The organism is Chryseobacterium gambrini (genome assembly GCF_900156825.1).
GTDB lineage: Bacteria > Bacteroidota > Bacteroidia > Flavobacteriales > Weeksellaceae > Chryseobacterium > Chryseobacterium gambrini.
Window position 1 is genome coordinate 84,606 of record NZ_FTOV01000004.1, and the last position, 24,551, is coordinate 109,156.

21 protein-coding genes and 6 tRNA genes are annotated in these 24,551 nt (G+C 35.0%); 16 read left to right on the forward strand and 11 right to left on the reverse strand.

Annotated features, from left to right (window positions below):
* Positions 1 to 6 precede the first annotated feature (6 nt).
* From BW951_RS09400 to BW951_RS09420, 5 genes are all read left to right on the forward strand, one after another.
* Entirely contained in the window at positions 7 to 1,458 is a 1,452-nt protein-coding gene (locus BW951_RS09400; RefSeq protein ID WP_076392121.1) for a SusD/RagB family nutrient-binding outer membrane lipoprotein, read from the forward strand.
* An 88-nt stretch (positions 1,459 to 1,546) separates the two neighbouring features.
* Positions 1,547 to 3,130, forward strand: coding sequence for a calcineurin-like phosphoesterase C-terminal domain-containing protein (locus tag BW951_RS09405; protein WP_076392123.1), 1,584 nt, complete (start codon positions 1,547 to 1,549; stop codon positions 3,128 to 3,130).
* A gap of 157 nt (positions 3,131 to 3,287) precedes the next feature.
* On the forward strand, positions 3,288 to 4,001 hold the full coding sequence (locus BW951_RS09410; protein WP_076392125.1) for a 3-ketoacyl-ACP reductase: 714 nt from the start codon (positions 3,288 to 3,290) through the stop codon (positions 3,999 to 4,001).
* Between the two features lie 1,547 nt (positions 4,002 to 5,548).
* Positions 5,549 to 6,376 carry a 50S ribosomal protein L11 methyltransferase gene (gene prmA / locus BW951_RS09415; RefSeq protein ID WP_076392127.1) on the forward strand — a complete coding sequence of 276 codons (828 nt, stop codon included), beginning with the start codon at positions 5,549 to 5,551 and terminating at the stop codon, positions 6,374 to 6,376.
* A 72-nt stretch (positions 6,377 to 6,448) separates the two neighbouring features.
* The gene (locus tag BW951_RS09420; protein WP_076392129.1) at positions 6,449 to 7,291 is read left to right on the forward strand and encodes an SH3 domain-containing protein; all 843 of its coding nucleotides are present in this window, start codon (positions 6,449 to 6,451) and stop codon (positions 7,289 to 7,291) included.
* 539 nt (positions 7,292 to 7,830) lie between these two features.
* Here BW951_RS09420 and BW951_RS22720 read toward each other — a convergent pair.
* The 4 genes from BW951_RS22720 to BW951_RS09435 form a co-directional block, all read right to left on the reverse strand.
* Positions 7,831 to 7,900 (reverse strand) — tRNA-Thr (locus BW951_RS22720).
* Positions 7,883 to 8,164 (reverse strand): GIY-YIG nuclease family protein, encoded by a 282-nt coding sequence (locus tag BW951_RS09425; RefSeq protein WP_333781130.1) that lies wholly within the window; start codon positions 8,162 to 8,164, stop codon positions 7,883 to 7,885. The genes BW951_RS22720 and BW951_RS09425 overlap by 18 nt, the downstream gene beginning before the upstream one ends.
* Positions 8,165 to 8,185: 21 nt before the next feature.
* Positions 8,186 to 8,259, reverse strand: a tRNA-Arg gene (locus BW951_RS09430).
* Between the two features lie 8 nt (positions 8,260 to 8,267).
* A tRNA-Pro gene (locus BW951_RS09435) sits at positions 8,268 to 8,342 on the reverse strand.
* A 285-nt stretch (positions 8,343 to 8,627) separates the two neighbouring features.
* Here BW951_RS09435 and BW951_RS09440 point away from each other — a divergent pair.
* Together BW951_RS09440 and BW951_RS09445 are read left to right on the forward strand one after the other, a co-directional pair.
* Positions 8,628 to 8,876 (forward strand): hypothetical protein, encoded by a 249-nt coding sequence (locus BW951_RS09440; RefSeq protein ID WP_139326139.1) that lies wholly within the window; start codon positions 8,628 to 8,630, stop codon positions 8,874 to 8,876.
* Positions 8,877 to 8,933: 57 nt separating this feature from the next.
* On the forward strand, positions 8,934 to 9,317 hold the full coding sequence (locus tag BW951_RS09445; RefSeq protein WP_139326140.1) for a hypothetical protein: 384 nt from the start codon (positions 8,934 to 8,936) through the stop codon (positions 9,315 to 9,317).
* A 77-nt stretch (positions 9,318 to 9,394) separates the two neighbouring features.
* Here the strand turns inward: BW951_RS09445 and BW951_RS09450 are convergent.
* The 3 genes from BW951_RS09450 to BW951_RS09460 form a co-directional block, all read right to left on the reverse strand.
* A tRNA-Arg gene (locus BW951_RS09450) sits at positions 9,395 to 9,468 on the reverse strand.
* A 49-nt stretch (positions 9,469 to 9,517) separates the two neighbouring features.
* Positions 9,518 to 9,592 (reverse strand) — tRNA-Pro (locus tag BW951_RS09455).
* A gap of 18 nt (positions 9,593 to 9,610) precedes the next feature.
* A tRNA-Ser gene (locus BW951_RS09460) sits at positions 9,611 to 9,695 on the reverse strand.
* A 136-nt stretch (positions 9,696 to 9,831) separates the two neighbouring features.
* Here BW951_RS09460 and BW951_RS09465 point away from each other — a divergent pair.
* The 4 genes from BW951_RS09465 to BW951_RS09480 all read left to right on the forward strand — a co-directional run bounded on the left by BW951_RS09465 (position 9,832) and on the right by BW951_RS09480 (position 14,557).
* A complete protein-coding gene (locus BW951_RS09465; RefSeq protein ID WP_076392137.1) occupies positions 9,832 to 10,860 on the forward strand; it encodes an N-acetylmuramoyl-L-alanine amidase in 1,029 nt (342 codons plus the stop codon).
* 71 nt (positions 10,861 to 10,931) lie between these two features.
* Positions 10,932 to 12,332 (forward strand): aspartate ammonia-lyase, encoded by a 1,401-nt coding sequence (gene aspA / locus BW951_RS09470; RefSeq protein WP_076392139.1) that lies wholly within the window; start codon positions 10,932 to 10,934, stop codon positions 12,330 to 12,332.
* Positions 12,333 to 12,414: 82 nt separating this feature from the next.
* On the forward strand, positions 12,415 to 13,269 hold the full coding sequence (locus BW951_RS09475; RefSeq protein ID WP_076392141.1) for a glycosyltransferase family 2 protein: 855 nt from the start codon (positions 12,415 to 12,417) through the stop codon (positions 13,267 to 13,269).
* 220 nt (positions 13,270 to 13,489) lie between these two features.
* A complete protein-coding gene (locus tag BW951_RS09480; protein WP_076392143.1) occupies positions 13,490 to 14,557 on the forward strand; it encodes a hypothetical protein in 1,068 nt (355 codons plus the stop codon).
* On the opposite strand, the gene BW951_RS09485 is transcribed toward BW951_RS09480, so the two are convergent.
* Both BW951_RS09485 and BW951_RS09490 read right to left on the reverse strand, forming a co-directional pair.
* A complete protein-coding gene (locus BW951_RS09485; RefSeq protein ID WP_076392145.1) occupies positions 14,550 to 16,049 on the reverse strand; it encodes a lipopolysaccharide biosynthesis protein in 1,500 nt (499 codons plus the stop codon). The genes BW951_RS09480 and BW951_RS09485 overlap by 8 nt on opposite strands.
* 6 nt (positions 16,050 to 16,055) lie before the next feature.
* Complete coding sequence (locus BW951_RS09490) at positions 16,056 to 16,847, reverse strand: FkbM family methyltransferase (protein WP_076392147.1); 792 nt, start codon at positions 16,845 to 16,847, stop codon at positions 16,056 to 16,058.
* Between the two features lie 287 nt (positions 16,848 to 17,134).
* Between BW951_RS09490 and hpt the strand changes: the two genes are divergently transcribed.
* The 3 genes from hpt (at position 17,135) to obgE (ending at position 19,473) form a co-directional block, all read left to right on the forward strand.
* Positions 17,135 to 17,689 carry a hypoxanthine phosphoribosyltransferase gene (gene hpt / locus BW951_RS09495; protein WP_076392149.1) on the forward strand — a complete coding sequence of 185 codons (555 nt, stop codon included), beginning with the start codon at positions 17,135 to 17,137 and terminating at the stop codon, positions 17,687 to 17,689.
* Between the two features lie 138 nt (positions 17,690 to 17,827).
* The gene (locus BW951_RS09500; protein ID WP_076392151.1) at positions 17,828 to 18,409 is read left to right on the forward strand and encodes an adenylate kinase; all 582 of its coding nucleotides are present in this window, start codon (positions 17,828 to 17,830) and stop codon (positions 18,407 to 18,409) included.
* Positions 18,410 to 18,489: 80 nt separating this feature from the next.
* Positions 18,490 to 19,473 carry a GTPase ObgE gene (gene obgE, locus BW951_RS09505; RefSeq protein ID WP_076392153.1) on the forward strand — a complete coding sequence of 328 codons (984 nt, stop codon included), beginning with the start codon at positions 18,490 to 18,492 and terminating at the stop codon, positions 19,471 to 19,473.
* Between the two features lie 65 nt (positions 19,474 to 19,538).
* Here obgE and BW951_RS09510 read toward each other — a convergent pair whose 3' ends face one another.
* Together BW951_RS09510 and BW951_RS09515 are read right to left on the reverse strand one after the other, a co-directional pair.
* Positions 19,539 to 21,164, reverse strand: a complete 1,626-nt coding sequence (locus BW951_RS09510; protein WP_076392155.1) for a T9SS type A sorting domain-containing protein — start codon at positions 21,162 to 21,164, stop codon at positions 19,539 to 19,541.
* A gap of 22 nt (positions 21,165 to 21,186) precedes the next feature.
* Positions 21,187 to 22,326: an autotransporter outer membrane beta-barrel domain-containing protein gene (locus BW951_RS09515; RefSeq protein WP_076392157.1), complete on the reverse strand. Its 1,140-nt coding sequence runs from the start codon at positions 22,324 to 22,326 to the stop codon at positions 21,187 to 21,189.
* Positions 22,327 to 22,638: 312 nt separating this feature from the next.
* On the opposite strand from BW951_RS09515, the gene BW951_RS09520 reads away from it, so the two are divergent.
* Together BW951_RS09520 and BW951_RS09525 are read left to right on the forward strand one after the other, a co-directional pair.
* The gene (locus BW951_RS09520; RefSeq protein WP_076392159.1) at positions 22,639 to 23,127 is read left to right on the forward strand and encodes a DUF6438 domain-containing protein; all 489 of its coding nucleotides are present in this window, start codon (positions 22,639 to 22,641) and stop codon (positions 23,125 to 23,127) included.
* Between the two features lie 87 nt (positions 23,128 to 23,214).
* Positions 23,215 to 24,522 carry a DEAD/DEAH box helicase gene (locus BW951_RS09525; RefSeq protein ID WP_076392161.1) on the forward strand — a complete coding sequence of 436 codons (1,308 nt, stop codon included), beginning with the start codon at positions 23,215 to 23,217 and terminating at the stop codon, positions 24,520 to 24,522.
* The last annotated feature ends 29 nt before the right edge of the window (positions 24,523 to 24,551 follow it).

Below are 24,551 nucleotides of genomic sequence, written 5' to 3' on the forward strand. Positions count from 1 at the left end.
AAAAAAATGAAAAAATTATTCATCAATATAGCTTTGATTGCTTCACTTTTTATTTTCAATTCTTGCGACAGAAATTTTGAAGAAATCAACACAGATACCAGTAAAATTCTCAATCCGTCTGTAGGAAGCCTTCTGGCTCCCATTCAGTACGAAATGGCAAACTACGGATACAGCAGAGCCAATGATTTTACTTTCGATATCATGCAGATCGGTCTGGATTTTCCGAATGAAGGAAATACGTACAGCAGATATTATATGACGGAAGGAAGCGGAAACGGAGTCTGGAACACCTCTTACAAATGGCTGAAGCAGGTGAATGACCTGAGAACTTTTGCCAAAAAAGAGCAGAACAACAATTATCTGGCGATTTCCATGGTCTTGAATGCGTGGATCTACTCCAATCTTACCGATGCTTTCGGAGATGTGCCTTTTTCTGAAGCCGTAAAGATCGATCAGGGAATCATTACCCCAAAATACGACAGCCAGAAAGATATTTATGTTCAGCTTTTAAATGATCTTAAAACAGCAAACAGCTTATTCGATACCACCAAAACATTAACGGAAACCGATCTTTTCTATAATGCCAATAATAATGTGACGGGAATCGTTAACTGGAAGAAATTCTGTAATTCTTTATCATTAAGATTGTTAACAAGAATTCTGAAAAGAAACGGAGAAGTAAATGTTCATGAAAGAATTCAGGAAATTGTAAGCAATCCTGCCACATATCCGATTTTCCAGAACAATACAGACAGCGCTTTATTAACCATTTCAGGAATTTCACCCTATCTTCCGCCGATCGCAAGACCGCAGGATTTTACAGCGTACCGTGCCGCAGGAGAATTTTTTGTGAATGCCATGAAAAACAATAATGATCCGAGAATGAGCATGTTCTTCACACAGGCAAAAGATCTGGCAACGAATGCAAACATCGGTTACAAAGGCGCTCCTTCAGGATATGCTTTGGGAAGTTCTTTTAATTATCAGCCTTCGAATTTCAATCAGAATCTGGCAAAAGCGCCGTTGAAAGATTTAATCATGACTTATTCTGAGGTTCAGTTTATTCTTGCAGAGCTTTCTTTCAAAGGAATTATTACAGGAAATACCCAGACTTATTATGAAAACGGGGTAAAATCGATTATTGAACAATGGGGAGCAACCGTTCCAGCCAATTATTTTACGAATACTAATGTGGCTTACAACGGAACTTTCGAAAGAATTATGCTTCAGAAATACATTTCTCTGTTTTTTGTAGACCATCAGCAATGGTACGAATACAGAAGAACAGGATTCCCGGTTTTACCGAACAACGGCGGGCTTCAGAACAACGGACAGATGCCGGTAAGATTTATGTATCCTACCCAGACCAAAGTAATGAACACAGCTAATTACAATGCAGCAGTTCAGGCAATGGGTGGAGACAATATCAATGTTAAAATGTGGTGGAATAAACCATAAACTTATCCGTAGGATCGGGCTTTAGCCCGATTTTCAGAAAAATAATCAGATTGGCTTCAGCCAAAACTTAAATGTAAATATCAATACAATGAACATAAAATTTTTAATGCCTTGTTTTTTAATTTCAGCAATGGCATTTTCACAGGCTTCTGTTTCGGGATATGTGTACGAAGACAGCAACAAAAACCAGAAGAAGGAAAACAAAGAAAAAGGAATCGAAGGAGTGGCGGTTTCCAACGGAGCTCAGGTTGTGTTAACCGATAAAAACGGAAGATACAGTCTGCCTGTTCAGGACGGACAGACCATTTTTGTTATCAAACCTTCCGGCTATATGACTCCTCTAAATGCAAATAATCTTCCTCAATATTATTATCAGTACAAACCCAAAGGTTCTCCCACAGATTTTAAATACAAAGGTTCTGCACCTACAGGCGAACTTCCGAAAGAAATTAATTTTGCCTTAAATAAACAGAATGAAAGCAAAAATTTTGATATTCTGGTTTTCGGAGATCCGCAGCCTTACACAGAAAAACAATTGGATTATTTTAAAAGAGCCATTGTAAATGAGGTGAAAAGTACGAAGAAAAATGCGGTTTTAGGAATCAGTCTTGGGGATTTGGTGGGAGATAATTTAAGCCTGCAAAAACCTTATGCGGACGTGATGAAAGAAATCGGACTTCCTTGGTATAATGTGATGGGAAATCATGACATGAACTACGAAGCGAAAGAAGATATGCTTTCCGATGAGACTTTTGAATCCAATTTCGGACCTGCAAATTATTCCTTCAATTACGGGAATGTGCATTTTATTATTTTGGATGATATTTTGTATCCCGATCCGCGCGACGGAAAAGGATATTGGGGAGGTTTCCGTGAAGATCAGATGCAGTTCATCGAAAACGATCTGAAACTGGTGGATAAAAATAAACTGATTGTTGTTTCTTTCCATATTCCTCTGGAGCATAAAAACGAAGATAATTTCAGAAATGCAGACCGCCAGAAATTATTTGATAACCTTGCGCCGTTTAAAAATGCTTTGTTGCTTTCGGCGCATACTCACGTTCAGCAGCAGCTTTTTTACGGAAAAAAAGCAGGATGGAACGGTTCAAAAGATCTTCATGAATACAATGTAGGAACAACCTGCGGCGACTGGTGGTCCGGAACTTCGGATGATTTGGGCTTGCCTACTTCCACGATGAGAGACGGAACAGCAAAAGGATATTCTTTCATCAGTTTTAACGATAATGAATATAAAGTAAAATATAAAACTGCCGGAAAACCTGAAGATTATCAGATCAATTTATATGTTCCGAAAGTAGTTCCTTTCCCTTCAAAAACGTCTGCAAAAGTTTTGGCAAATTTCTTCATGGGAAGCAAAAAAGATAAGGTAGAATACAGAATAGACGGTGAAAAATGGGAAGAAATGCAGTATGATGAAACCGTAGATCCGAGTTTTGCGATGTCGGTTTTCAAATGGGATACTACGCAGAATATTTTCCCCGGAAGAAGGCCTTCCAATCCGGAATCTTCAAAACACATCTGGACAGGAGATTTCCCGAAAAAACTTTCTTTAGGAAAGCATAAAGTTGAGGTAAGAGCAACGGATATGTATGGAAACCAGTTCTCTGCCACAGAAGAATTTGACGTTCAGAACCAGATTATTATTCCTTAATTTTCATTTATTACTATACTTTCAAAGAAACCGGCTCCATTTTGGAGTCGGTTTTGCTTTAAACATAACCGGTTATTTATAAATTAATCATAATACGGATTTTTAGCTCGGCTAATGTTTCGTAAATTTGCATCAACGAATAAAAAATTCTTTAAAAATGGATATAAACGGAAAAAATGCCATCGTTACAGGAGGCGGAAGAGGATTGGGAAAAGCTGTGGCTTTAGCTTTGGCAAGTGAAGGAGTAAATGTAGCCATCACGGGAAGAAATGAAGAAAACCTTAAAATGGTAGTCGATGAAATCCAGAAACTGGGAGTAAAATCGGCTTACGCAGTTTTCAGTATTGATAATGAAATCCATGTAAAAGCAGGAATCGAATCAATTGTGGAGCAGTTAGGAGGTGTTGATATTTTAATTAACAACGCAGGGATCGGAGATTTCGGTTCTATTGAAGAAATGCCTTCTGAAACCTGGGAGCAGGTGATTAAAACTAATCTTTTCGGGGTATATTATGCAGCAAAAGCTGTTTATCCTTTCATGAAAGAAAAAGGAGAGGGGGATATTGTAAATGTTGCATCTACGGCAGGTTTGAAAGGCGGGCCGAATATGTCGGCTTATGCAGCATCCAAAGCAGCAGTTGTTTCCCTGTCTCAGTCGATGATGGCAGAATGGAGAAAACAGAATATCCGCGTGATTACTTTAACGCCGAGCACGATTGCTTCAGATATGTCGATTCAGGGAGGTTTAACAGACGGAAATCCTGAAAAAGTTCTTCAGCCGGAAGACTTTGCAGAATGGGTAAGAGATATTTTAAAAATGAACAGAAGAGCGTTGATCGCAAACGGTTCTATTTTCTCTACCAATCCATAATTGGTTTAAAGTTTAAAGTTTTGAGTTCTGGATTTTTTTCGGACTCAAGATATAAAACTATTGTAAAAGCGGACTTCGGTTCGCTTTTTTTCTGCGGGAAATCTGTCATTCTGAACGGGAACGAAGTGAGAGTGAAGAATCTCTAATCAATAAACGACAGATTTTTCTTCCGTCAGAAATAGAGATTCTTCCTTCGTCAGAATGACAAAGTAAGCCTATCATCTTCGCTGAGTGAAACGCCTTAGCGAACGAAGAATGTTTTCAATAATTTCAAATTAATCCTTCGCGCCTATTGCGTTTAAAAAAGAAAACCATTAAGAACATTTAAGCAGTTAAGAAGAATTAAGAATTTGCAGGCAAACTGAAGGATAAGTTAAAAAAATGCTTTGCGTGCTTATTTAAGTGAAACGCCTTTGTGAACTTAAAAATATGCAGTAAGTTTTTAAAAGAAAATCTTCGCGGGCTTTGCGTTAAAAACAAAACTAATCGCTTTAAAAACAAAACCAGCAATATTCCAGAATAAAAAATAGAGATTCTTCCTTCGTCAGAATGACAAAGTAAACGTGTCATCTTCGCTGAGTGAAACGCCTTAGAGAACGAAGAATGTTTTCAATAATTTCAAAGAAACTTTGTGCCTTATTGCGTCTAAAAAGAAACCATTAAGAACATTTAAGCAGTTAAGAAGAATTAAGAATTTTGCGGGCAAACTGAAGGATAAGCTTAAAAATAATTAGGATGTAATAAAAAATAGAGATTCTTCCTTCGTCAGAATGACAAAGTAAACGTGTCACCTTCGCTGAGTGAAACGCCCTTGCGAACGAAGAATGTTTTCAATAATTTCAAAGAAACCTTTTGCGCCTATTGCGTTTAAAAAAGAAAACCATTAAGAACATTTAAGCAGTTAAGAAAAATTAAGAATTCGCAGACAAACAGAAGGATAAGCTTAAAAATAATTAGGGTGTAGTAAAAAACTCTTTGTGTGCTTGTTTAAGTGAAACGCCTTAGCGAACTTAAAAATATCCAGTAAGTTTTCAAAGAAAAATCTTCGCGGACTTTGCGTTAAAAACAAATCTAGTCGTGTTAAAAACGAAACCAACAATATTCCAGAAATAAAAAATAGAGATTCTTCCTTCGTCAGAATGACAAAGTAAGCGTATCACCTTCGCTGAGTGAAACGCCCTTGCGAACGAAAGATATTCTCAATAATTTCAAATTAATCCTTTGCGTGTATTGCGTTTAAAAAGAAAACCATTAAGAACATTAAGCAGTTAAGAAGAATTAAGAATTTTGCGGGCAAACTGAAGGATAAGCTTAAAAATAATTAGGATGTAATAAAAAATAGAGATTCTTCCTTCGTCAGAATGACAAAGTAAACGTGTCACCTTTGCTGAGTGAAACGCCTTAGAGAACGAAGAATATGCAGTAAACTATAAAAAAAAATCTTCGCGGACTTTGCGTTAAAAACAAAACTAATCGCTTTAAAAACAAAACCAGCAATATTCCAATAAATCAAAAAAGTAGTTTTATTTTTGCAACAAATTATTCACATGCAAAATTATTTAGAATTCGATTTCAAAATCACACCGCTTCAGCCGTGGAACGAAATATTAATGGCAGAACTTATTGAGATAGGTTTCGACAGTTTTACGGAAGAAATCAACGGTATTTTAGGATATATTCAGAAAGATTTATTTAATGAAGAAGAGCTGAAAGCGTTGCCGCTTTTTCAGAATGATGAGGTAAAAATTGAATATACTTTTAAAGAAATGCCAAACATCAACTGGAATGAAGAATGGGAAAAGAACTTCGAGCCGATTAATATTGATGATAAAGTGCTGATCAGAGCAGAGTTCCATGAATCTGTTCCGGGGATGCACGAAATTGTTATTCAGCCGAAAATGTCTTTCGGAACAGGGCATCATCCGACAACGCATCTGATGATCCAACAGATGATGGATATTGATTTTAAAGGTAAAAAAGTTCTGGATATGGGTTGTGGAACGTCGGTTCTGGCAATTTATGCAAAACAGATCGGAGCCGGAGAAACCAAAGCGATTGATATTGATGAATGGTCGGTAGAAAATTCCAAAGAAAATGCAGTAAGAAATAATGTGGAACTGGATATTGAGCTGGGAACTGCAGAAAATTTAGGCAAAGAACATTACGATATTATTTTGGCAAACATCAACAGAAATATTTTAATTTCAGACATTCCGACGTATGTTTCTGTACTAAATGAAGGTGGGAAATTACTGCTTTCCGGATTGTGTTTCTTTGATGTGGATGATATTCTTGAAGTGTGTAAGGAAAACGGTTTAACGCTTACAAAAAAACTTCAGAGAGAAGAATGGGTAAGCTTGCTGCTTGAAAAATAAATAATCACATTTTTCACTTAGCCTCAATTTTAATCTCAACCTCAACCTTAACCTCAGTTTTAACCAAATCTTATGAAAACCTTTTTCACCATTCTGTTTGTATTCGTTGTTCAGATTTTCTCTGCGCAGGAAGACGATTACGTGTACGCAAACGGAGTTTTCGATTTTGAAGAAAATAAAACACAGAAAATATTCACGGACTGGACGAGAATAAGACAGTCTCCGAATATTACTTCTCCAATTTTAGATTCTTTGCAGAGCAATCAGCAGATTTTAATTCTCAAAAAAGACGAAACGATCCTTAAATTAGGCGAAAGAAGAGCGAACTGGTTTAAAATTTCTTATCAGAAAGGCGATTCAACTTCAGAAGGCTACGTTTGGGGCGGAAATCTGTGTGTAGGATACAGAAATAAGAATGGCTACGATTTTCTTTTCGGTCTCACCAAAACGTTAGCGAAAAAAAATCTTGATTTTAACGGAACCATTCATCAGAATTATGCTTCTGTAAAAGTTATGGAAGAAAATACACTGATTGATGAGGTTTCTTTTGAAACAGGTTCGGGAGAAAGTTTAAGCTACGGAAGTTTTGCAATGGAAAGCAATCATAAGCTGAAAAATGTTGAACTGACTTTAAAAGTTATTGTTTCGGGGGAAGCCTGTGGAATTCCAAGTTATGATCAATATATTTTGTTTAGAAATAAAAAGCTGATAGCTTTACCTCAGTTAATGAGCGTTGGTGATGCCGATGTTTATTACCATTCTGAAGAATTTGTCTTCCCGAATGACAAAGGCGGAATTCCCAATGCTTTCATCTTTAAAATGGAAGAAATGGAAAAGGATGACAGAGATCGTGAAAAGAAGAAGAAAGCTTCTAAAACATATATTTGGGACGGGAGTTCTTATCGTTTGAAGTAAAGTCAAAATAGGTTGTCAAAAGTCAAACTATTTGACTTTTGTCATTCTGAGAGCAGCGAAGAATCTCTAAAATCAAATAATTAAGATTCTTCACTATATTCAGAACTTACTTTATTTGTTTAAGGTTATAATGTAACTGTAAGTTATTTTTAATTTCTCATTGCAATATTCCATAATTATTATTTCCTCCTTTTCATAAAAAGAAGGAAATAATAATTTGCAAATTTGTATAAATCTAAATATATTTTTTAAAACTCTTGAGAAAGTAATTGCTTTTTGTCTTTTTTTAAATTATTTTCCTTTATAAGTTTTTGTATTCTTTGTTCTACATAAAGTTTTACTTGTTTCTTTGTCATAAATTTGTTTTATTTATTTCACAAAGATTTGTCTTTTAATTTATTGTCTATCAGAGTGAACTGAAAAAAAATAAAAAATATAGTTATTAATTTATAGTGTGATGCTAATTGTAATAGGTGGATTATGCATTTTTTGCAAAAAATGTATTAAAAAACCTCATAACAAAAGCTATGAGGTTTCTGTGAGCGCGAAAGGATTCGAACCTTTGACCGTCCCGATAACAATCGGGATGCTCTATGTGGCTGAACTCTCAATTAGCTTTTGAATTTTGGAACTGCTTTTCCATGATTTTATTTCCTGTTCTCTTTTATAAGCATCATTCTTAGAATTAAAAATTTCTGAATAAACGATTATCCAGTCTTTAGCTTTTGAAGTAAAGCCTTTATGATCCGATAAATGTTTCCTTAATCTTTCCTGTAAAATTTCACAGGAATGTCCGACATAATATTTATTTAAAGATTTAGAAAAAAGAATATAGCAGTAGCACATAAAATTAATATAAACAAAAAACCTCATAACATTGTTATGAGGTTTAAGTGAGCGCGAAAGGATTCGAACCTTTGACCGTCTGCTTAGAAGGCAGATGCTCTATCCAGCTGAGCTACGCACCCTAAAATTGTCGGGGCGGCAGGATTCGAACCTGCGACCTCCTGGTCCCAAACCAGGCGCGATGACCGGACTACGCTACGCCCCGATTGAGGTCATCTTTTTAACAAGAATTACCTTGTTTTTTGTGGTTGCAAATGTATAACCTTTTTTTGAATTATGAAAGTAAAATTGAAATAATTTTCTATTAAATTTTTCAATGTCCTTTTTTATTATCTTTACCTTATTAGTAACCATTATTTTAGATGAAATTTAAATGAAAAAGAAACTTTTGCTTTTATTCCTTATTTCCCTTGTTATTTCATTTATTTCTAATTTTTATATTGAACAAAAGCTATACGAAACTTTTTCAAAAATAAAAACAGAAAACCTCATGAATTTAGAGCATCATTCCAATAAAAATTTCTATCAATACGGAATTGAAAATATAGGTGAAAATTTACAGCAGGAATTGGTAGAAATGAAAATTGATGAATGCAGACTGAATGTCGGAAAAGATTTATTTTACATATTTCAGGATAAAGTTGTTTATATCGGAAATGGTAAAAAATGCTTAATGATAAAGGTTGGTTATCATTTTTATGGGGCTGTGTTTTATATCAAAGGATTTCAGAACATCTAAATTCATAATTCTGCGGAGCAAAACATAATGTGAGAGTTGAAAGCTAAATTAAAACAAATGACCATTACTAAGTTACATATAATTGATTGGTATGACGATATTATTACATCAGTAGTTTCGTTTGAAAAGGAGGTGTATTTATTTCATTGTATTGACAAGAACTTTAAAACTCATGAGAAGACATACTATTGCGTGAAGATCGATGAAATATCATTCTTACGGATTGAATCAATTCTGGTAAACCTTAAGAGGTTTAAGAGAAAAGAGTGGAATATTATTAATGAATTTTTTAGAAGTAATAATAAAAAAGAGAATGCTTTTTTAGTAAAATCAACATCTTTATCAATGGGTGAAAATATTGTTTTTCATGAATTAGAAGCCTCGGATTTGTTAAGGGAAATTAAATTTCCATTTGATGTTTCTGTTCTGTATGAAGTTTGAGTGATGTAGATTGATGAGTAAAAAATATAAAGTTAATATAAACAAAAAACCTCATAACAAAAGCTATGAGGTTTTTGTGAGCGCGAAAGGATTCGAACCTTTGACCGTCTGCTTAGAAGGCAGATGCTCTATCCAGCTGAGCTACGCACCCATTATAAAGTTGATTCCCGCTTAGTTAGTAGATAAGCGCGTTAAAAAAGTCGGGGCGGCAGGATTCGAACCTGCGACCTCCTGGTCCCAAACCAGGCGCGATGACCGGACTACGCTACGCCCCGAAAAGATATATAGAAAAGCGGAGGGTAAGGGATTCGAACCCTTGCGACACTTTCGCGTCGACAGTTTAGCAAACTGCTCCGTTAACCACTCCGGCAACCCTCCTGTTTATCTTATTTTTTAATGATCGTTGTTCCTTTATTGCGAGTGCAAATATAGAACAGATTTCTTTATTTACCAAATATTTTTCAAGAAAAATTTGTGTATTTTTGAGGTAATAAACAACAAAAAAAGTAAACAAATGCGTAATACATTATATATCATCGGATTAAGTTCTTTGATTTTTTCCTGCACTTCTCAGCAAAATGCCAAAAAAAAACAATACATCCCGAGAACCCCTTCAGTACAGCCGAAAACAGCAGGGCAGACTTCAGCTAATGATAAGCCAAAACCAAAAATCACTTCCGATCATGGAGTAGAATTTTTTACGACCAATATTGCAGATATTACTAAAAATGACAACACCGCAAGTTATGGTTCTATTGTTTCTGCAAAACCCGCAGGTTATAAAGTGGTGAAAACTTACTTTCCGGCAATTGCACAGAATTTCAGACAGCGATATTTAATCTTACATTATACAGCTTTACCGGACGATAAATCCATTACCGTATTATCTCAGCAGGCGGTAAGTGCACATTATCTTGTAAATAATACAGGAGATAACGAAATTTATCAGTTGGTAGATGAAAATAAGCGTTCGTATCATGCCGGAGTAAGCGCTTGGAGAGCCGATAAAAACCTTAATGATACATCTATTGGAATTGAGATTGTAAATTCAGGATTCACCACAGGTGCTGCAGGAAAAAGAACTTTCATGCCTTTTGATGAGGCTCAGGTGAAAAAAGTAGCCGCTTTGGTGAAAGATATTGTGGCGAGATATAATATTCCGGCAACCAATATTCTGGCACATTCAGATATTGCCCCTACAAGAAAACAGGATCCGGGACCTTTATTTCCATGGAAAAAATTATACGACGAATACCAGATCGGAATGTGGTATGATGATGCCGTGAAGCAAAGTTTCTATGATCTGGCAACATCTACGGATTTCCAGTCAAAATACAACGATCCGACGTTTATTTTCAATGTTCAGACGCAGTTGCAGAAATTCGGGTATGCCTTGGATCTGAGCGGTAAATGGGATGATGCTACGAAAAAAACAATAGAAGCATTCCAGTATCACTTCAGACCGCAGAATTACGACGGAATAATGGACGCGGAAACCTTCTCCATATTGCAGGCTTTAAACGTAAAATATCCTACAAAATAAATAAGGAAAGCGCATCGGTTTCGGTGCGTTTTTGCTATCTTTAAAGTCTCAAAATAATTAAAAAATCTGTAATGGAAAATTTCAGGAAAGAAAGCGATTTGCTGGGAGAATTAGAAGTTCCGGTGAATGCTTATTATGGAGTACAGACGCAAAGAGCGATTAATAATTTTAAAATTTCAGGACAGCTTTTATCTTCATATCCGGAGTTCATCAAAGGGTTGGCTTTCGTAAAAAAAGCGGCAGCCAAAACCAATTATGAGCTGGGTCTGCTGGATGAAAATTTATATCATACCATTGCTGAAGTTTGTGATGAATTAATAAACGGAGAACTGCACGACCAGTTTCCGGTGGATATGATTCAAGGTGGGGCAGGAACTTCCATCAACATGAACGCCAATGAAGTAATTGCCAACCGTGTTCTGGAAAAACTTGGGAAAAATAAAGGACAGTATGAATTCTGTTCACCCAACGATCATATCAATCTTTCCCAGTCTACCAACGATGCTTATCCTACGGCAATTAAAATGGGACTGCTTCAGATGAACATTTCTCTTGTAGAAAAACTGGAGAAAATCGTTGAAGCTTTCAGATCGAAAGGGAAAGAATTTCAGGATGTTATCAAAATGGGAAGAACGCAGCTTCAGGATGCGGTTCCTATGACTTTGGGACAGGAATTTGAAGCCTTTGCAGCTACTTTGGAAGAAGATATTTCTAAATTAAATAATAACGCCAATCTTTTTGTAGAAGTTAATATGGGTGCCACTGCGATCGGGACAGGAATTAATGCTCCGGTTGGATATGCAACACTCTGTGCTAAAAATTTAGCGCAGTTAACAGGTTTTCCTGTCGTTTCAGCGCCGGATCTGGTAGAAGCAACGCCGGATACAGGTTCTTATGTGATCTATTCATCCGCAATGAAACGTCTTGCTGTTAAACTATCAAAAATCTGCAACGATTTAAGATTGCTTGCTTCAGGACCGAGAGCCGGATTGTCGGAAATCAATTTACCTCCGATGCAGCCGGGATCATCTATTATGCCGGGAAAAGTAAATCCTGTGATTCCGGAAGTGGTTAATCAGGTTTGTTTTAAAGTGTTCGGAAATGATCTTACGGTAACTTTTGCAGCAGAAGCAGGACAACTGCAGCTCAATGTAATGGAACCTGTACTTTCTCACGCGATCATGGAAAATATTCACTTTTTAGGCAATGCTTTGGATACGCTTCGTGAAAAATGTATCGTCGGAGTTACGGCAAATAAAGAAGTCTGCCTGAATATGGTGAAACACAGCATCGGAATCGTAACCGCCTTAAATCCTTACATCGGCTACAAACAATCCACAGCGATTGCCAAAGAAGCTTTGGAAACAGGAAAAAGTGTCTACAATTTAGTATTGGAAAAAGGACTTCTTTCTCAGGAGAAACTGGATGAAATCCTTGATCCTAAAAATATGCTGAAACCCCACAACAAATAATAGTAACGGTAAGCGATAAATGATTAAAATCTAACCCGATTTTATCAGTTATCGCTTATTATTCATCATTTATATTTTTCTTTTGAGATTTTTAATCATCATTCCTGCACATAACGAAGAAAACAATCTTCCTTTTACATTAGATTCTTTACAACAGCAGAGTTTTAAGGATTTTAAAGTCGTGGTCGTTAATGACGGTTCTACAGACGGAACTTCGGAAGTCATCAGAAAATATACAGATCATGATTCAAGATTTGAAACGATTGATCTTCAGAAATCTGCGCATCAACCCGGTTCAAAAGTAGTCAATGCTTTTAAAAATGGCTTGAATACTCAGAATATAGAGGATTTTGAGATCATCTGTAAATTTGATGCAGATATCATTTTATCGGAAGATTATCTTGAAACGGTAGAAAATGCATTCAGAAATAATCCGAAATACGGCTTGGTCGGCGGTTTACTGTACGTTGAAAAAGACGGAGAATGGATCTATGAAGGAAATTCCAACAAACATCATGTTCGTGGTCCGATGAAAGCGTACAGAAAAGAAAGTTTTATCGGGATGAAAGGCATTCGTGAAACTTTGGGATGGGACAATATCGATGCCATTTTGCTGGAAAATCTGGGCTGGAAAGAAATTGTTCTGCCGGAACTTCACGTGAAATTAATTAAAGTAAAAGGAGCAGATTATACCATAAAACCGGCAGATTACTACGGAAAATATTTTTATTTTTTAGGACTGAACCGGTTTTTAGCCTACATTGCTTCCTCAAAAGAAGCCATGAAAAGCAAATCGGCTGCGTTTTTCTTTTCAATCATTAAATCGTATGAAAACTGCCGTTCTCAGAAGTTAGAACTGAAAATTTCAAAAGAGGAACAGAGAGTCATCAACAATCAGCGCTGGAATATGCTGAAGAAAAAATGGCTGAAAATATAGTTGCAAAATTTTAGATTTGTCATTCAGAACAAAGCAAAATGTAGTGAAGAATATAAAAAGCAGATTTCTCCTATCGTCGAAATGACAGTTTAAACTGCATTCCTTTGCTAAGTGAATAGTTTATGCTGAGCTTGTCGAAGTATCTTTGTGAACGAAAATAAATGTAAAGTGAAACAAAAAACTTTTTGATCTTTGCGTAAAAATTTCTAAAAATAAACCTTTGAAAAAAATAGCCTACATAGAAATTGATACCCACGCGGAAATTGCTCAGGATTTTATCAATGTAATGAGCGGTTCCGGAGAATTTACCATAGATTATTATTTTTCAAAAAAGATAAAAGATCAGATCATTGAATCCGGAGAGAATATTTTTCTGTCGGACAGTTCAATGATTTTGGATCAGCTGAAATTACAAAGATATGATGTAATTATCATCGGAACGGTTCACCGTTATTTCAATACTTTCCTTGCGATTGTAAAAAAATACAATGCTTCCGTAATCGTTCACAATATGAACTTTATGAAATCTTCAAAGTTCAGCCTTATCAAAAGTATTTTCAAAGAAGATCAGATATACAGACTGAAATTGTTGTGGAAAGAAGGTCTGTTAAATTCATCAAAAGTCTATCAGACAGCAAAAAAACGATTGGTTTTGGATGAAGAGTTGAGTTCTGAAAGATTTAGATTTTTACCTCTTTTTTACACTAAAAATTTTAAAAAACCGGAAAATAAAGTGTTAACCATTATAATTCCGGGTGGAGTTTCCCAACAAAGAAGAGATTATAAAAGAGTTTTTTCGACGATAAATAATCTTGAAAAGTTAAATGAACATTTAGATCCTGAAAATAAATTCATTGAATTTGTCTTTTTAGGAAGAGCAAAAAATCAAGAATTAAAAGATATTATAGATCTGGAACGTTCATTGAAATATATCAATATTACCTATTTTTCAGAGAGGGTTACTCAAACCGATTTCGAAGACTGGATGCAGAAAGCGGACGTTTTGTGGTGTCCTATTCAGCAGAAAACTACGTTTTTCAGTCAGGAAGAAATTTATGGCAAAACAAAAATGACGGGAAATCTTGGAGATGCCATCAAATTTGGAAAACAAGCTATTTTTCCTTCAAATTATGCTTCAAAATTAGATTTTATTGTTCCTGAGCAAAAAGATATTCTGGAGCAGTTTAAATCACTCAAAAACAATCAGTTCGACTTTCAAAAAGAATTCAATAAAAAATCTGTTCAGCAAAAACTCGAAAAGCTATTAAACGAATTAATTTCTATTTAAATTTAAAAATACTTTTGATGAAATTTCTGTTCAGATAGTCTTCAACAGGGAAAATCTTGGTAAAATAATTTCCGATAAAAATCAGGATCAGTACTACGGCAGGTTTGTAAATCATGTTGACGAAATTACTTTCGAAATTCGGCAAAACAATCGCAACTGTAACCGCTAAAGTACAGATAATGGATACAAAAATCATTTCAATCGTTAAAGGAGAAACTTTAAACATTACATAGTTGAAAATAATCTTAATGACATTGTAGGTGGTAAGAGAAATCGCTGTAGACAGGGCAATTCCGCTTAATTTAAGATCTGTGTTTTGTAAAAAGTAAAGATTTAACAGTATGGTGAGTCCTGCTAATAAAAGCATTACAACAATATTAAATTTATAATATTTTGAAAGGGAAATAATGTTTCCGTTGAAGCCCGTTGCTAAATCGACCAGAACCGCAGATCCCCAAATCCAGACAACCGGTTGATATTCCCTTAAAAGAATTCCGTTTTTAGGCATAAAATAAGTAAGATAAGGAAACCCGATGATGATGCATGAAAACAGAACCGCTCCCAGAAAATACAAAGTGAGGGATGTTTTCTTATGAAATTTATCCAGACCTTCCATATCTCCGTCTGCAAGGTTTTTACTGATAATAGGTGCTGAAATATTAAATAAACCTAATTGGGGTATTGATATTAGTGAAATTAAAGCATACAGTGTAGAGTAAATTCCGTTTTCTTCCATTCCCAGAAATTCCCCAATCATAAAGTTGTTGATGGCTAAATAATTTCCAAAAGTTCCTAAAAACCCGAAAAAACTATAAGCGGCAAACTCTTTGTAAAAGTTATCTTTTTTGAAATAATCTGTACTGAAATCCAGATTTATTTTTTCCAGTTTATTGGTGTAAAAAATATATCCAAAAAACATCAGGGCAAACATTCCGAAAAAGAAAATCAATGCGATTTTTTCAGGAATAGTTGAAGGCTCTGCGTACCGTGATGCTAAATATATAAAAATAAGAAAAGCACCCAGATTGGCAATTTTTGGAAAAAGATTGTCAAAAATATTAGAAACGACTATTCTTTTGTAATTTGAAATATATTTATTAAAAATTGCACAAAAAGAAAGAGTTAAAGTAAGTGGCAGAATGATGTTTTTAATTTTCCAGGCTTTGGTATTCTTAAATTCCGGAAAAAAATAGGGAATCAGAAAGAAGATACACAGAAATATAGCAAAATTAATGACCACAGCAAGCAGAGATAGCGAAAGCATGTTTTGCTTTTTTCCGTCTTTATCTACTTTATGGAAAAATTTTACATTAGCGTAAGAAATCCCGAACACAACGAAAGGAACGAACATTTCTGCGGTTGGCATGATATATCTTAAAGTTCCGTAGAACTCAAGATTATTCATGAAAATAAATATTGAAACGGTTCCCAGTAAAAAACCAATATACCCAATGATGGAATATTTAAAGCCCTGCCTTGCTACTACACTCATCTTTTATTAGTTTTTCGGAATAAAAATAATGTTGTTGATGTATTCTGTTTTATTTTTTTCGTCGCTGATGTTTTTTAAAAGAATTTCTTCCGTTAATTTTTTAAGCTCAAAAGTGTGCCTGTTCAGATAGTTTGCATCATAACCCCAGGATTCAACTTCTGAGATCTCTTCCCAGATCGGAGTCTGGTGATGTCTCTGCTCCATTTCCACCATTAACGTCGGTGAAAACTGTTTAATAATCTGCTTCGCACCGTGAAGTGTTTTCATTTCATTGCCTTCCACATCAATTTTAATAAAATCGAGCCTGCTGAAATGCTCAATTGCCGCCCATTCGTCGAGTTTTATCACTTTTACTCTTTCGGTGTAGCTCTGTTCTTCGCCTTTTTCCTTGTAGTCTGTATTCAGGGTTCCTCTTGAAGCAACCATTTTTCCGTTGATGATCGGAACTTTAAATTCAGCCGTTGTATTTTCGTCAGACAGTGCCAAAGGAAAAATCCGCATTGCCGGAAATAACCTTTTCAGACGGTGATACAGTTTTTTATTGGGCTCAAAAGCATAGATGTTCTCATGATCCAGCTTATTTTCAAGCTGATAAAGGAAGGTTCCTACATTGGCTCCGATATCAAAGATTACTGCATTTTTAGGTAAGAATTCTTTAATCCAAACCAATTCCGGTTCTACATTTCGCGACGAAAAATTATCTTTGGTAAGATTGTTTAAGGTTTTAAAATATCTTTTTTTATAAAAATTCGGGCTTATATATTGCAGCTTCTCAGCAATTCTTTGGTACAGAGACATTGTAAGGTTTTTGGACTAATCAGCAAATATAAGAAAAAAGGTTAAAACAATGTTAAAATAATACGATTGTAAATATTTGATTTTTAACATTTTGGGTAATTTTAAAATTTAGTTTTAATTTTAAGTGAATTCTTTTGTCTTTCGGTAAGATGATTTCAAATGTTTCTAAGGCATTCTGTAATAGGGTATTGAAAATATAAAGTTCATTGATTTTAAAAACTCTTCATCTTTATCCATTAAAAACTTTCGTCAAAAATCCGTAACTTTGCCAACTACTAAAATTTTTTATGGAGAGTATTAAAGTTCACGACAAAACTTTTGTTCCTTATCTGGAGGATGCCGAGATTCAGGAGATTGTAAAAGCTACGGCTTTAAAGATTTATGAAGATTATAAAGATGAAGTTCCTGTTTTTATAGGTGTTTTGAATGGGGTGATTATGTTCTTCTCAGACCTTTTGAAGCATTATCCGGGACCATGCGAAATTGCTTTCATCCAGATGAGTTCTTACGTGGGAACAGAATCTACAGGAATTGTTTACCAGAAAATGGAACTGACGAAGGATGTAAAAGACCGTCACATCATTCTGGTAGAAGATATTGTAGATACCGGAAATACCGTAGAAAGTCTTTTCAAGTATTTTAACGAGACGCAGCGTCCTAAATCTGTAAAAATAGCTTCATTCTTACTGAAACCTGAAGTATATAAGAAGGATTTTAAGCTGGATTATATCGGGAAAGAAATTCCAAACAAATTTGTTTTAGGGTACGGTCTGGATTATGATGAATTAGGAAGAAACTTACCCAATTTGTACCAGTTAGAAGACGGACAAATCAATCATTAAAACGCTGTTGGCTATTAGCTGATAGCTTTTAGCTTAAAAGTAAAATAAAGAAATAAATTTAATAATAACTTAAAAACAGCTAAAAGCAGGAAGCAGGCCAAAAAAAGCAGTGCCGATTGCCGGAAGCAAAACAACATTATGATAAACATCGTTCTGTTCGGTCCTCCAGGAAGTGGAAAAGGAACACAAGCACAAAACCTGATCGAGAAATTCAATTTAAAACAAATCTCAACAGGTGATCTTTTCAGATTCAACATGAAAAATGATACCGAGCTTGGAAAATTGGCAAAATCTTACATTGATAAGGGAGAATTGGTTCCGGATCAGGTAACAACAGATATGCTGATCGATGAGATCAGAAAACCTACCGATGCAGCAGGATTTATTTTCGACGGTTATCCGAGAACGGCTGTTCAGACGGAAGCGTTGGAAAAAATAGTGAAAGAAGAACTGAATGATGAAATTGATGTATGCCTTTCTTTGGTGGTTGAAGATTCAATTTTGGTAGACCGATTGCTGAAAAGAGGAGAAATCAGCGGAAGATCAGACGACAGTAATGTAGAGATCATCCAAAACAGAATAAAAGAGTACTACGCAAAAACAGCAGAAGTAGCCGAGCTGTACAAGCAGCAGGGCAAATATGTTGAGATCAACGGTGTCGGAGACATCAATGAAATCTCTGAAAAACTTTTCGCTGAAGTAGAGAAGTTTCAAAAGTAAAAATTTTTGATTCAAGGTTCAAAGTTCCAAATTCAAGGTTAAAACTTTGAACCTTCAACATAAAACCTTGAATTAAAATTATGTCAAATTTTGTAGATTACGTAAAGATTCATTGTAAAAGCGGTCATGGAGGAGCAGGTTCTGCGCATCTCCGCCGTGAAAAATATATTCCTAAGGGCGGTCCGGATGGAGGAGACGGTGGTAGAGGAGGCCACGTCATCATGAAAGGAAATGCCAACGAATGGACTTTACTTCCTTTGCGTTACACGCGACACGTAAAAGCGGAGCGTGGTGAAAACGGAGGAAAAAATCAGTTAACAGGAGCTTACGGAGCCGATGTTTATATTGAAGTTCCTATCGGAACGATTGCTAAAAATGAAGATGGCGAGATCATCGGTGAAATTCTGGAAGACGGTCAGGAAATTATCCTGATGGAAGGAGGAATGGGAGGAAAAGGAAATGAGCACTTCAAATCTTCTACCAACCAGACTCCAAGATTTGCGCAACCGGGAATGGACGGACAGGAAGGATACGTTGTTTTTGAGCTTAAAATCCTTGCGGATGTAGGTCTTGTAGGGTTTCCGAACGCAGGAAAATCTACGTTGTTATCCTCCGTTTCTGCGGCTAAACCTAAAATTGCAGATTATGCTTTTACCACTTTAACACCTAATCTTGGAATTGTGGATTACAGAAATTATAAATCTTTTGTAATGGCAGATATTCCGGGGATTATTGAAGGAGCGGCTGAAGGAAAAGGTTTGGGACACCGTTTTTTAAGACATATTGAAAGGAATTCTATCCTGTTGTTTTTAATTCCGGCAGATTCTGAAGATCATTTTCAGGAGTTTAAAATTCTGGAAAATGAATTAAAGGAATATAATCCTGAATTGCTGGATAAAGATTTTATTATTTCCATCTCAAAATCCGATCTTCTTGATGAAGAGTTGAGGAAAGAAATTTCCGCAGAATTTCCCGAAAACAGACAGCCTTTATTTTTCTCAGGCGTTACCGGAGAAGGTCTTATGGAACTGAAAGATGTGATCTGGAAGAAATTACATGGATAAAAATCAACCGATACCAAAAATAAAAAAGGAGAAACAAAGCGTTTCTCCTTTTTTAGTGTTCGTAATTATTTTTTTATAAACTTTTTCGTTGTTTTCCCTTCTTTAGTTTCGATCGTAATGAGATATGATCCCGAAGGAATATGTTTAATATCAATTGTATTTCCATTCAATACGGTATTAATTTTCTTCCCCGAAATGTCATAAACATTTACATTTTCAACTTTCAAAGTAGATTGAATAGTTAAAAAATCAGAAGCTGGATTCGGATAGATATCTATAGAGCCTCGTTGTTGGTCTTTTGTTAAATCAAGTTTTAAAGAAATTTGTTTTTGATTTTGTGTTTTTGCTTGCTTTACTACCGGTGAAGGACAATCTTCTATTGTCGCAAGAAACTTTGAATTATACATAACGAATGAATCTGGAAGCATTAAAATATAATTTTTTGCTTTCATTGTAATATCTTTATTATCATGAATTATGTAATTAGTATGTGTTGTAATCTTGTCTCCTGCTTGATAAGTAAAATATACATTAGGTTCGGTAATAAGATCAAAAACAGGTGGGCAAGAATCATTTCCAGTAATAAGCAATGAAGGTAAAGTTTTTGTAGTAGTTTTTCCTTGAAGATTCACAGCATCAAGGATTACACTACTTCCTCCGTAAACATCCGGGTTATAAATCTTACTTAGATATCCTCTATTATCATAACTTATATAAATATCATTGTATTTATTTCTTTGAATAGCATAACATTCTAAATTTGAATTATTGTAAATTTGATTATATACAACGGATGTAGTCGAATTAAGCATATCTATTGCTAAAATACTCCCTGTTGCATTGTTACCTACATAAAGAATAGATGCGTCTTTATTAAATTCTGTAACTGTGGGATGTAAACTTGAAATTGTCAGCAAATAATCGTTTGTTACTTTTCCAATTGAATTATTATATGACATTACCTTAGATTCATGTAAAGATCCTAACCATACAGCAAGGCTTATGTAATTCGAAAAGCTTGAATTAATAGTAGGTGAAGAAGTTACTTTAGAATTGTAATAATTTATAGGGGCGGTAATATTCATATTACTTACGGACGGAACACTATGCAACCCTGTATTATCCACCAAATAACTATACATCTTAACATCCATTGGAAAACATACCCAAACAGATTTTCCATCTGCGTGAGGGACAACAGTTACACCGTAAGATGCATAGGAATTTCCCATATCGTTATAAAGTGTTACATTCTTTTGTCCATCAACAACTTTACCTAAAGGAACTCCATTACTTACAGCTCCTAAAGACATATCAACAAGCGAATAGGAAACTGCGTCATACGGAAAATTACTTACAAAAACGTAATATTGACTTGGTTTTCCAGGGTGTTTTACAATAGATACCTGCCAAGGATTTATCCCATTATTAATACCCAAACCATTTTCCATCACCTGATGTTCTCGATTTCTTATTTGGCTACCATCTGTATAAAACAATAAATTGCCATTATTATCACTTACTGTTCCACTCGCCCACATACTGTCTCTTTGACTATCTACTAGAGTTGTTGTTGTACCATCAAACCTTACACCGGCATAGTTTCCAAAATACCAATTGTTATTTTCACCTTGTGAAAACATCAGTATCGGGAATAAAGCCATTATAATTGTTATATAAAACTTTTTCATGTTCTCAATTTTATATAATTAACTATTTTACTTTTTTCTCAAGTGCTTCAATTCTTTTCTGTTGCTCTATTGTATAAAGCGTAAGTTCTTCAATCTTTTTCAGAAGTAGAATATTCATTTCCTTAAGTTCAATACCATTTTTGATTGCTTCCTCAGTTGTGGGAACTTCCGGAAGATGTCCGTTTTCTTTGATAAATTTTTCAACACTATTTAATGGCATTAATTTGTAATCTTTTTCAAATACGTAATCTGCCCATCCGTTGTTTGCGGCGATATCTACTTTTACTTTTTCTGTTCTAATCCCATCTTTTACAAAAAGTTTGTATTTCTCGCCATCGGCGGCAATTCCATTAGCGGGTAATTGATTGGTAAACTGTCCGATTCCGATTGTCCCGTTATTTCCTACAATCCAATTGCCTATATTAAGTTCACTTTCTGGAGTAGCAGAATATGGGATGATATTTGTTCCTATGAAAATATTGTTATTACCTGATAAAATACTTTTTGCATTAGAATATCCTAAATTAATATTATTTGATCCTGTTGTTAACGCTCTAAAAGAATTTGCTCCTAATATCACGTTTAAACTTCCGTTTCCAATATATCTCATAGCACTATTTCCTAAAGCGATATTATCATCTCCTACAAGTGATCCTGATCCCATTGCTCCCAGTCCTATTCCGATGTTTCCTGTACCTCCCTGCATGTTTTCCAAAGCATTAGTTCCTATTGCAACACTAAATGTAGCAGAAGGAGTATTTCGCATGGTGCCACTACCTAGCGCAGTATTTGAACTACCACTTGTTAATGACGCCAAAGCATTACTTCCCAATGCTACATTACCTGAGGATGTGGCATTTTGCGTTAATGTTCCCATACCAAACGCTGTGTTTAAAATACCTGTAGTATTGCTCATACCACCGCCAAAAAGCAAGTTTTTATCCCAGATTTGAGCTGTATATCCTATATTATGAAATAAAAACTGACCAGTTGGTGTAATTCTCACTTTTTCATCATTATTTATCTTAATAACAAGGGGTTGATTATCTAAAGTTCCTATAAAATTTGTTCCTGGAGTTGTTCCTGTGTTACCTGTAAGATTCCATTGAGCGTTTGCTGTAATACCTAATACAACAGAAAGTAGAATGATTGTTTTTTTCATGATTATTAAATTAGAAGCAAATATAATATTAAGAAAGTTAAAAATTTACTTATTTAGTTTTTTTTTTGTTAATTGTATATAAAGTTGATGTTTTTATAATTAATAATAAATAAAAATGATGTTTTTTTTATTGATAAAATAATGATAAATAGGTAAAAAACATTTCTTTCTAATATAAAATATAAAGTTTTACAAATATGTTATAAAATTTTAATTTTTCTGATTATATAAAAAAATAACTTGTCACACGTTCTAAGCGATTACTTTTTACTTTTGGAACAATTATTGACGGAAATCACCCAAATGTAAGCTATGAAATATTTATTAGGCATATTTGCCTTTATTTTCCTATTTTCTTGTACCCCGCAAAAAAACAATTCAAAATATTCAAAAATCGAATATGAAGCAGGAGCCTGTTTCGGATCTTGTCCTATTTTTAAAATAACCGTTAATCCTGACAGAACAGCGGTGTTTGAGGCAGAACATTTTAATTTTACGAACGGATTTTCGAAAGGAGATTTCAATAAACCCCGTGAAGGAACTTTCAAAGGAACAATAAAGCAGGAAGACTATAATAAGCTGATTGCTTTACTGGACGGTTTGGAGGTAAAAAAACTGAATGAAAAATATGGTGAAAGAAATATTACGGATCTCCCAACTTCCCATTTAAGAATTAATTTTGCCGACGGAACCTCAAAACATGTTGAAGATTACGGGAAAAGAGGAACCGAAAAACTTGAAGAATTATATAAGTTTTTTGAAGATTTAAGATTCAGTCAGCAATGGACAAAAGTGAATTGATTCATTAAAAATATTTAAGCTACCTTTGCAAAATATAATTCCTTCATTTTGAAGGAATTTTTATTTTAATTATTAAATACAATTCATTTGAATTTTACAGACTTACAATTAATAGATCCTATTACAAAAGCAATTCAGGAACAAGGATATACCAACCCGACCCCGATTCAGGAAAGATCTATTCCGGAAATTTTAAAAGGTAAAGATTTTCTGGGTTGCGCACAGACAGGGACAGGAAAAACGGCAGCTTTTGCGATTCCTATCCTTCAGAATCTTGCTCAGAACAAATTTCCAAACAAAAATATAAAAGCTTTAATCTTAACGCCTACAAGAGAACTGGCAATCCAGATTGAAGAAAACATTAATGCTTACGGAAAATATTTGCCTTTAAAGCATCTCGTAATTTTTGGAGGTGTAAAGCAGGGAAATCAGGAAGCTGCGCTGAAAAAAGGAGTTGATATTCTGGTCGCGACACCGGGAAGACTTCTGGATTTTATTGCTCAGGGAATCATCAGCTTAAAAAATCTTGAAATTTTTGTACTGGACGAAGCCGACAGAATGCTGGATATGGGTTTTGTGCACGATGTGAAAAGAATTATTAAACTTTTGCCTCAAAAAAGGCAGACTTTGTTCTTCTCTGCAACCATGCCTTCAGAAATACAGAAACTGGCAGATTCTATTCTTAATAATCCTGTAAAAGTAGAAGTTACTCCGGTTTCATCTACCGCAGAAACCATCAAACAGTCGGTTTACTTTGTAGAGAAGGATAATAAACTGAATCTTTTAACGCATATTTTAAAGAACGATATTTCAGATTCTGTCTTGGTTTTTGCAAGAACGAAACACGGTGCGGATAAAATTGCGAGAAAACTACAGAAAGATGATATTACAACAGAGGCTATTCACGGAAATAAATCCCAGAATGCGCGTCAGAATGCTTTAAGTAATTTTAAATCCGGAAAAACAAGGGTTCTGGTTGCGACAGACATTGCAGCGAGAGGGATTAATATTGATGAACTTAAATATGTCGTTAATTTCGAGCTTTCCGATGTTTCTGAAACGTATGTTCACAGAATCGGAAGAACGGGTAGAGCAGGAGCGGAAGGAACTTCTATTTCGTTTGTAGACGGTCTGGATCTTCTGAATTTGCGCAATACGGAGAAACTGATCGGAATGAAAATTCCTGTGGTAAAAAATCATCCGTTTCATACAGACGATCTGGTTGCTCAGAAAAGAGATTCGAACAACAAGCCAGTTCCTGCAGGAGGGGAAAAACCGAAACAGGCAAGAGGAAATTCTTCAAAATTCAGCCGAAATAAGGCAAAGCCGGATAACGGAGCGGCATCGGTTGGTTTTAAAAAGCCTAAGAATAAAAATTTCACCAGAAAGAAATAATACAAAAGCCTTCCGGATCCGGAAGGCTT

Bases quoted from the DNA above. Each gene is read 5' to 3' on its own strand.
- BW951_RS09510 (WP_076392155.1), bottom strand. From the start codon at position 21,164: ATGAAAAAGTTTTATATAACAATTATAATGGCTTTATTCCCGATACTG.
- BW951_RS09445 (WP_139326140.1), top strand. From the start codon at position 8,934: ATGACCATTACTAAGTTACATATAATTGATTGGTATGACGATATTATT.
- BW951_RS09440 (WP_139326139.1), top strand. From the start codon at position 8,628: ATGAATTTAGAGCATCATTCCAATAAAAATTTCTATCAATACGGAATT.
- BW951_RS09410 (WP_076392125.1), top strand. From the start codon at position 3,288: ATGGATATAAACGGAAAAAATGCCATCGTTACAGGAGGCGGAAGAGGA.
- BW951_RS09485 (WP_076392145.1), bottom strand. From the start codon at position 16,049: ATGAGTGTAGTAGCAAGGCAGGGCTTTAAATATTCCATCATTGGGTAT.
- aspA (WP_076392139.1), top strand. From the start codon at position 10,932: ATGGAAAATTTCAGGAAAGAAAGCGATTTGCTGGGAGAATTAGAAGTT.
- obgE (WP_076392153.1), top strand. From the start codon at position 18,490: ATGTCAAATTTTGTAGATTACGTAAAGATTCATTGTAAAAGCGGTCAT.
- BW951_RS09425 (WP_333781130.1), bottom strand. From the start codon at position 8,164: ATGAGGTTTTTTGTTTATATTAATTTTATGTGCTACTGCTATATTCTT.
- BW951_RS09400 (WP_076392121.1), top strand. From the start codon at position 7: ATGAAAAAATTATTCATCAATATAGCTTTGATTGCTTCACTTTTTATT.
- BW951_RS09465 (WP_076392137.1), top strand. From the start codon at position 9,832: ATGCGTAATACATTATATATCATCGGATTAAGTTCTTTGATTTTTTCC.
- BW951_RS09500 (WP_076392151.1), top strand. From the start codon at position 17,828: ATGATAAACATCGTTCTGTTCGGTCCTCCAGGAAGTGGAAAAGGAACA.
- hpt (WP_076392149.1), top strand. From the start codon at position 17,135: ATGGAGAGTATTAAAGTTCACGACAAAACTTTTGTTCCTTATCTGGAG.
- BW951_RS09420 (WP_076392129.1), top strand. From the start codon at position 6,449: ATGAAAACCTTTTTCACCATTCTGTTTGTATTCGTTGTTCAGATTTTC.
- BW951_RS09405 (WP_076392123.1), top strand. From the start codon at position 1,547: ATGAACATAAAATTTTTAATGCCTTGTTTTTTAATTTCAGCAATGGCA.
- prmA (WP_076392127.1), top strand. From the start codon at position 5,549: ATGCAAAATTATTTAGAATTCGATTTCAAAATCACACCGCTTCAGCCG.
- BW951_RS09515 (WP_076392157.1), bottom strand. From the start codon at position 22,326: ATGAAAAAAACAATCATTCTACTTTCTGTTGTATTAGGTATTACAGCA.
- BW951_RS09490 (WP_076392147.1), bottom strand. From the start codon at position 16,847: ATGTCTCTGTACCAAAGAATTGCTGAGAAGCTGCAATATATAAGCCCG.
- BW951_RS09520 (WP_076392159.1), top strand. From the start codon at position 22,639: ATGAAATATTTATTAGGCATATTTGCCTTTATTTTCCTATTTTCTTGT.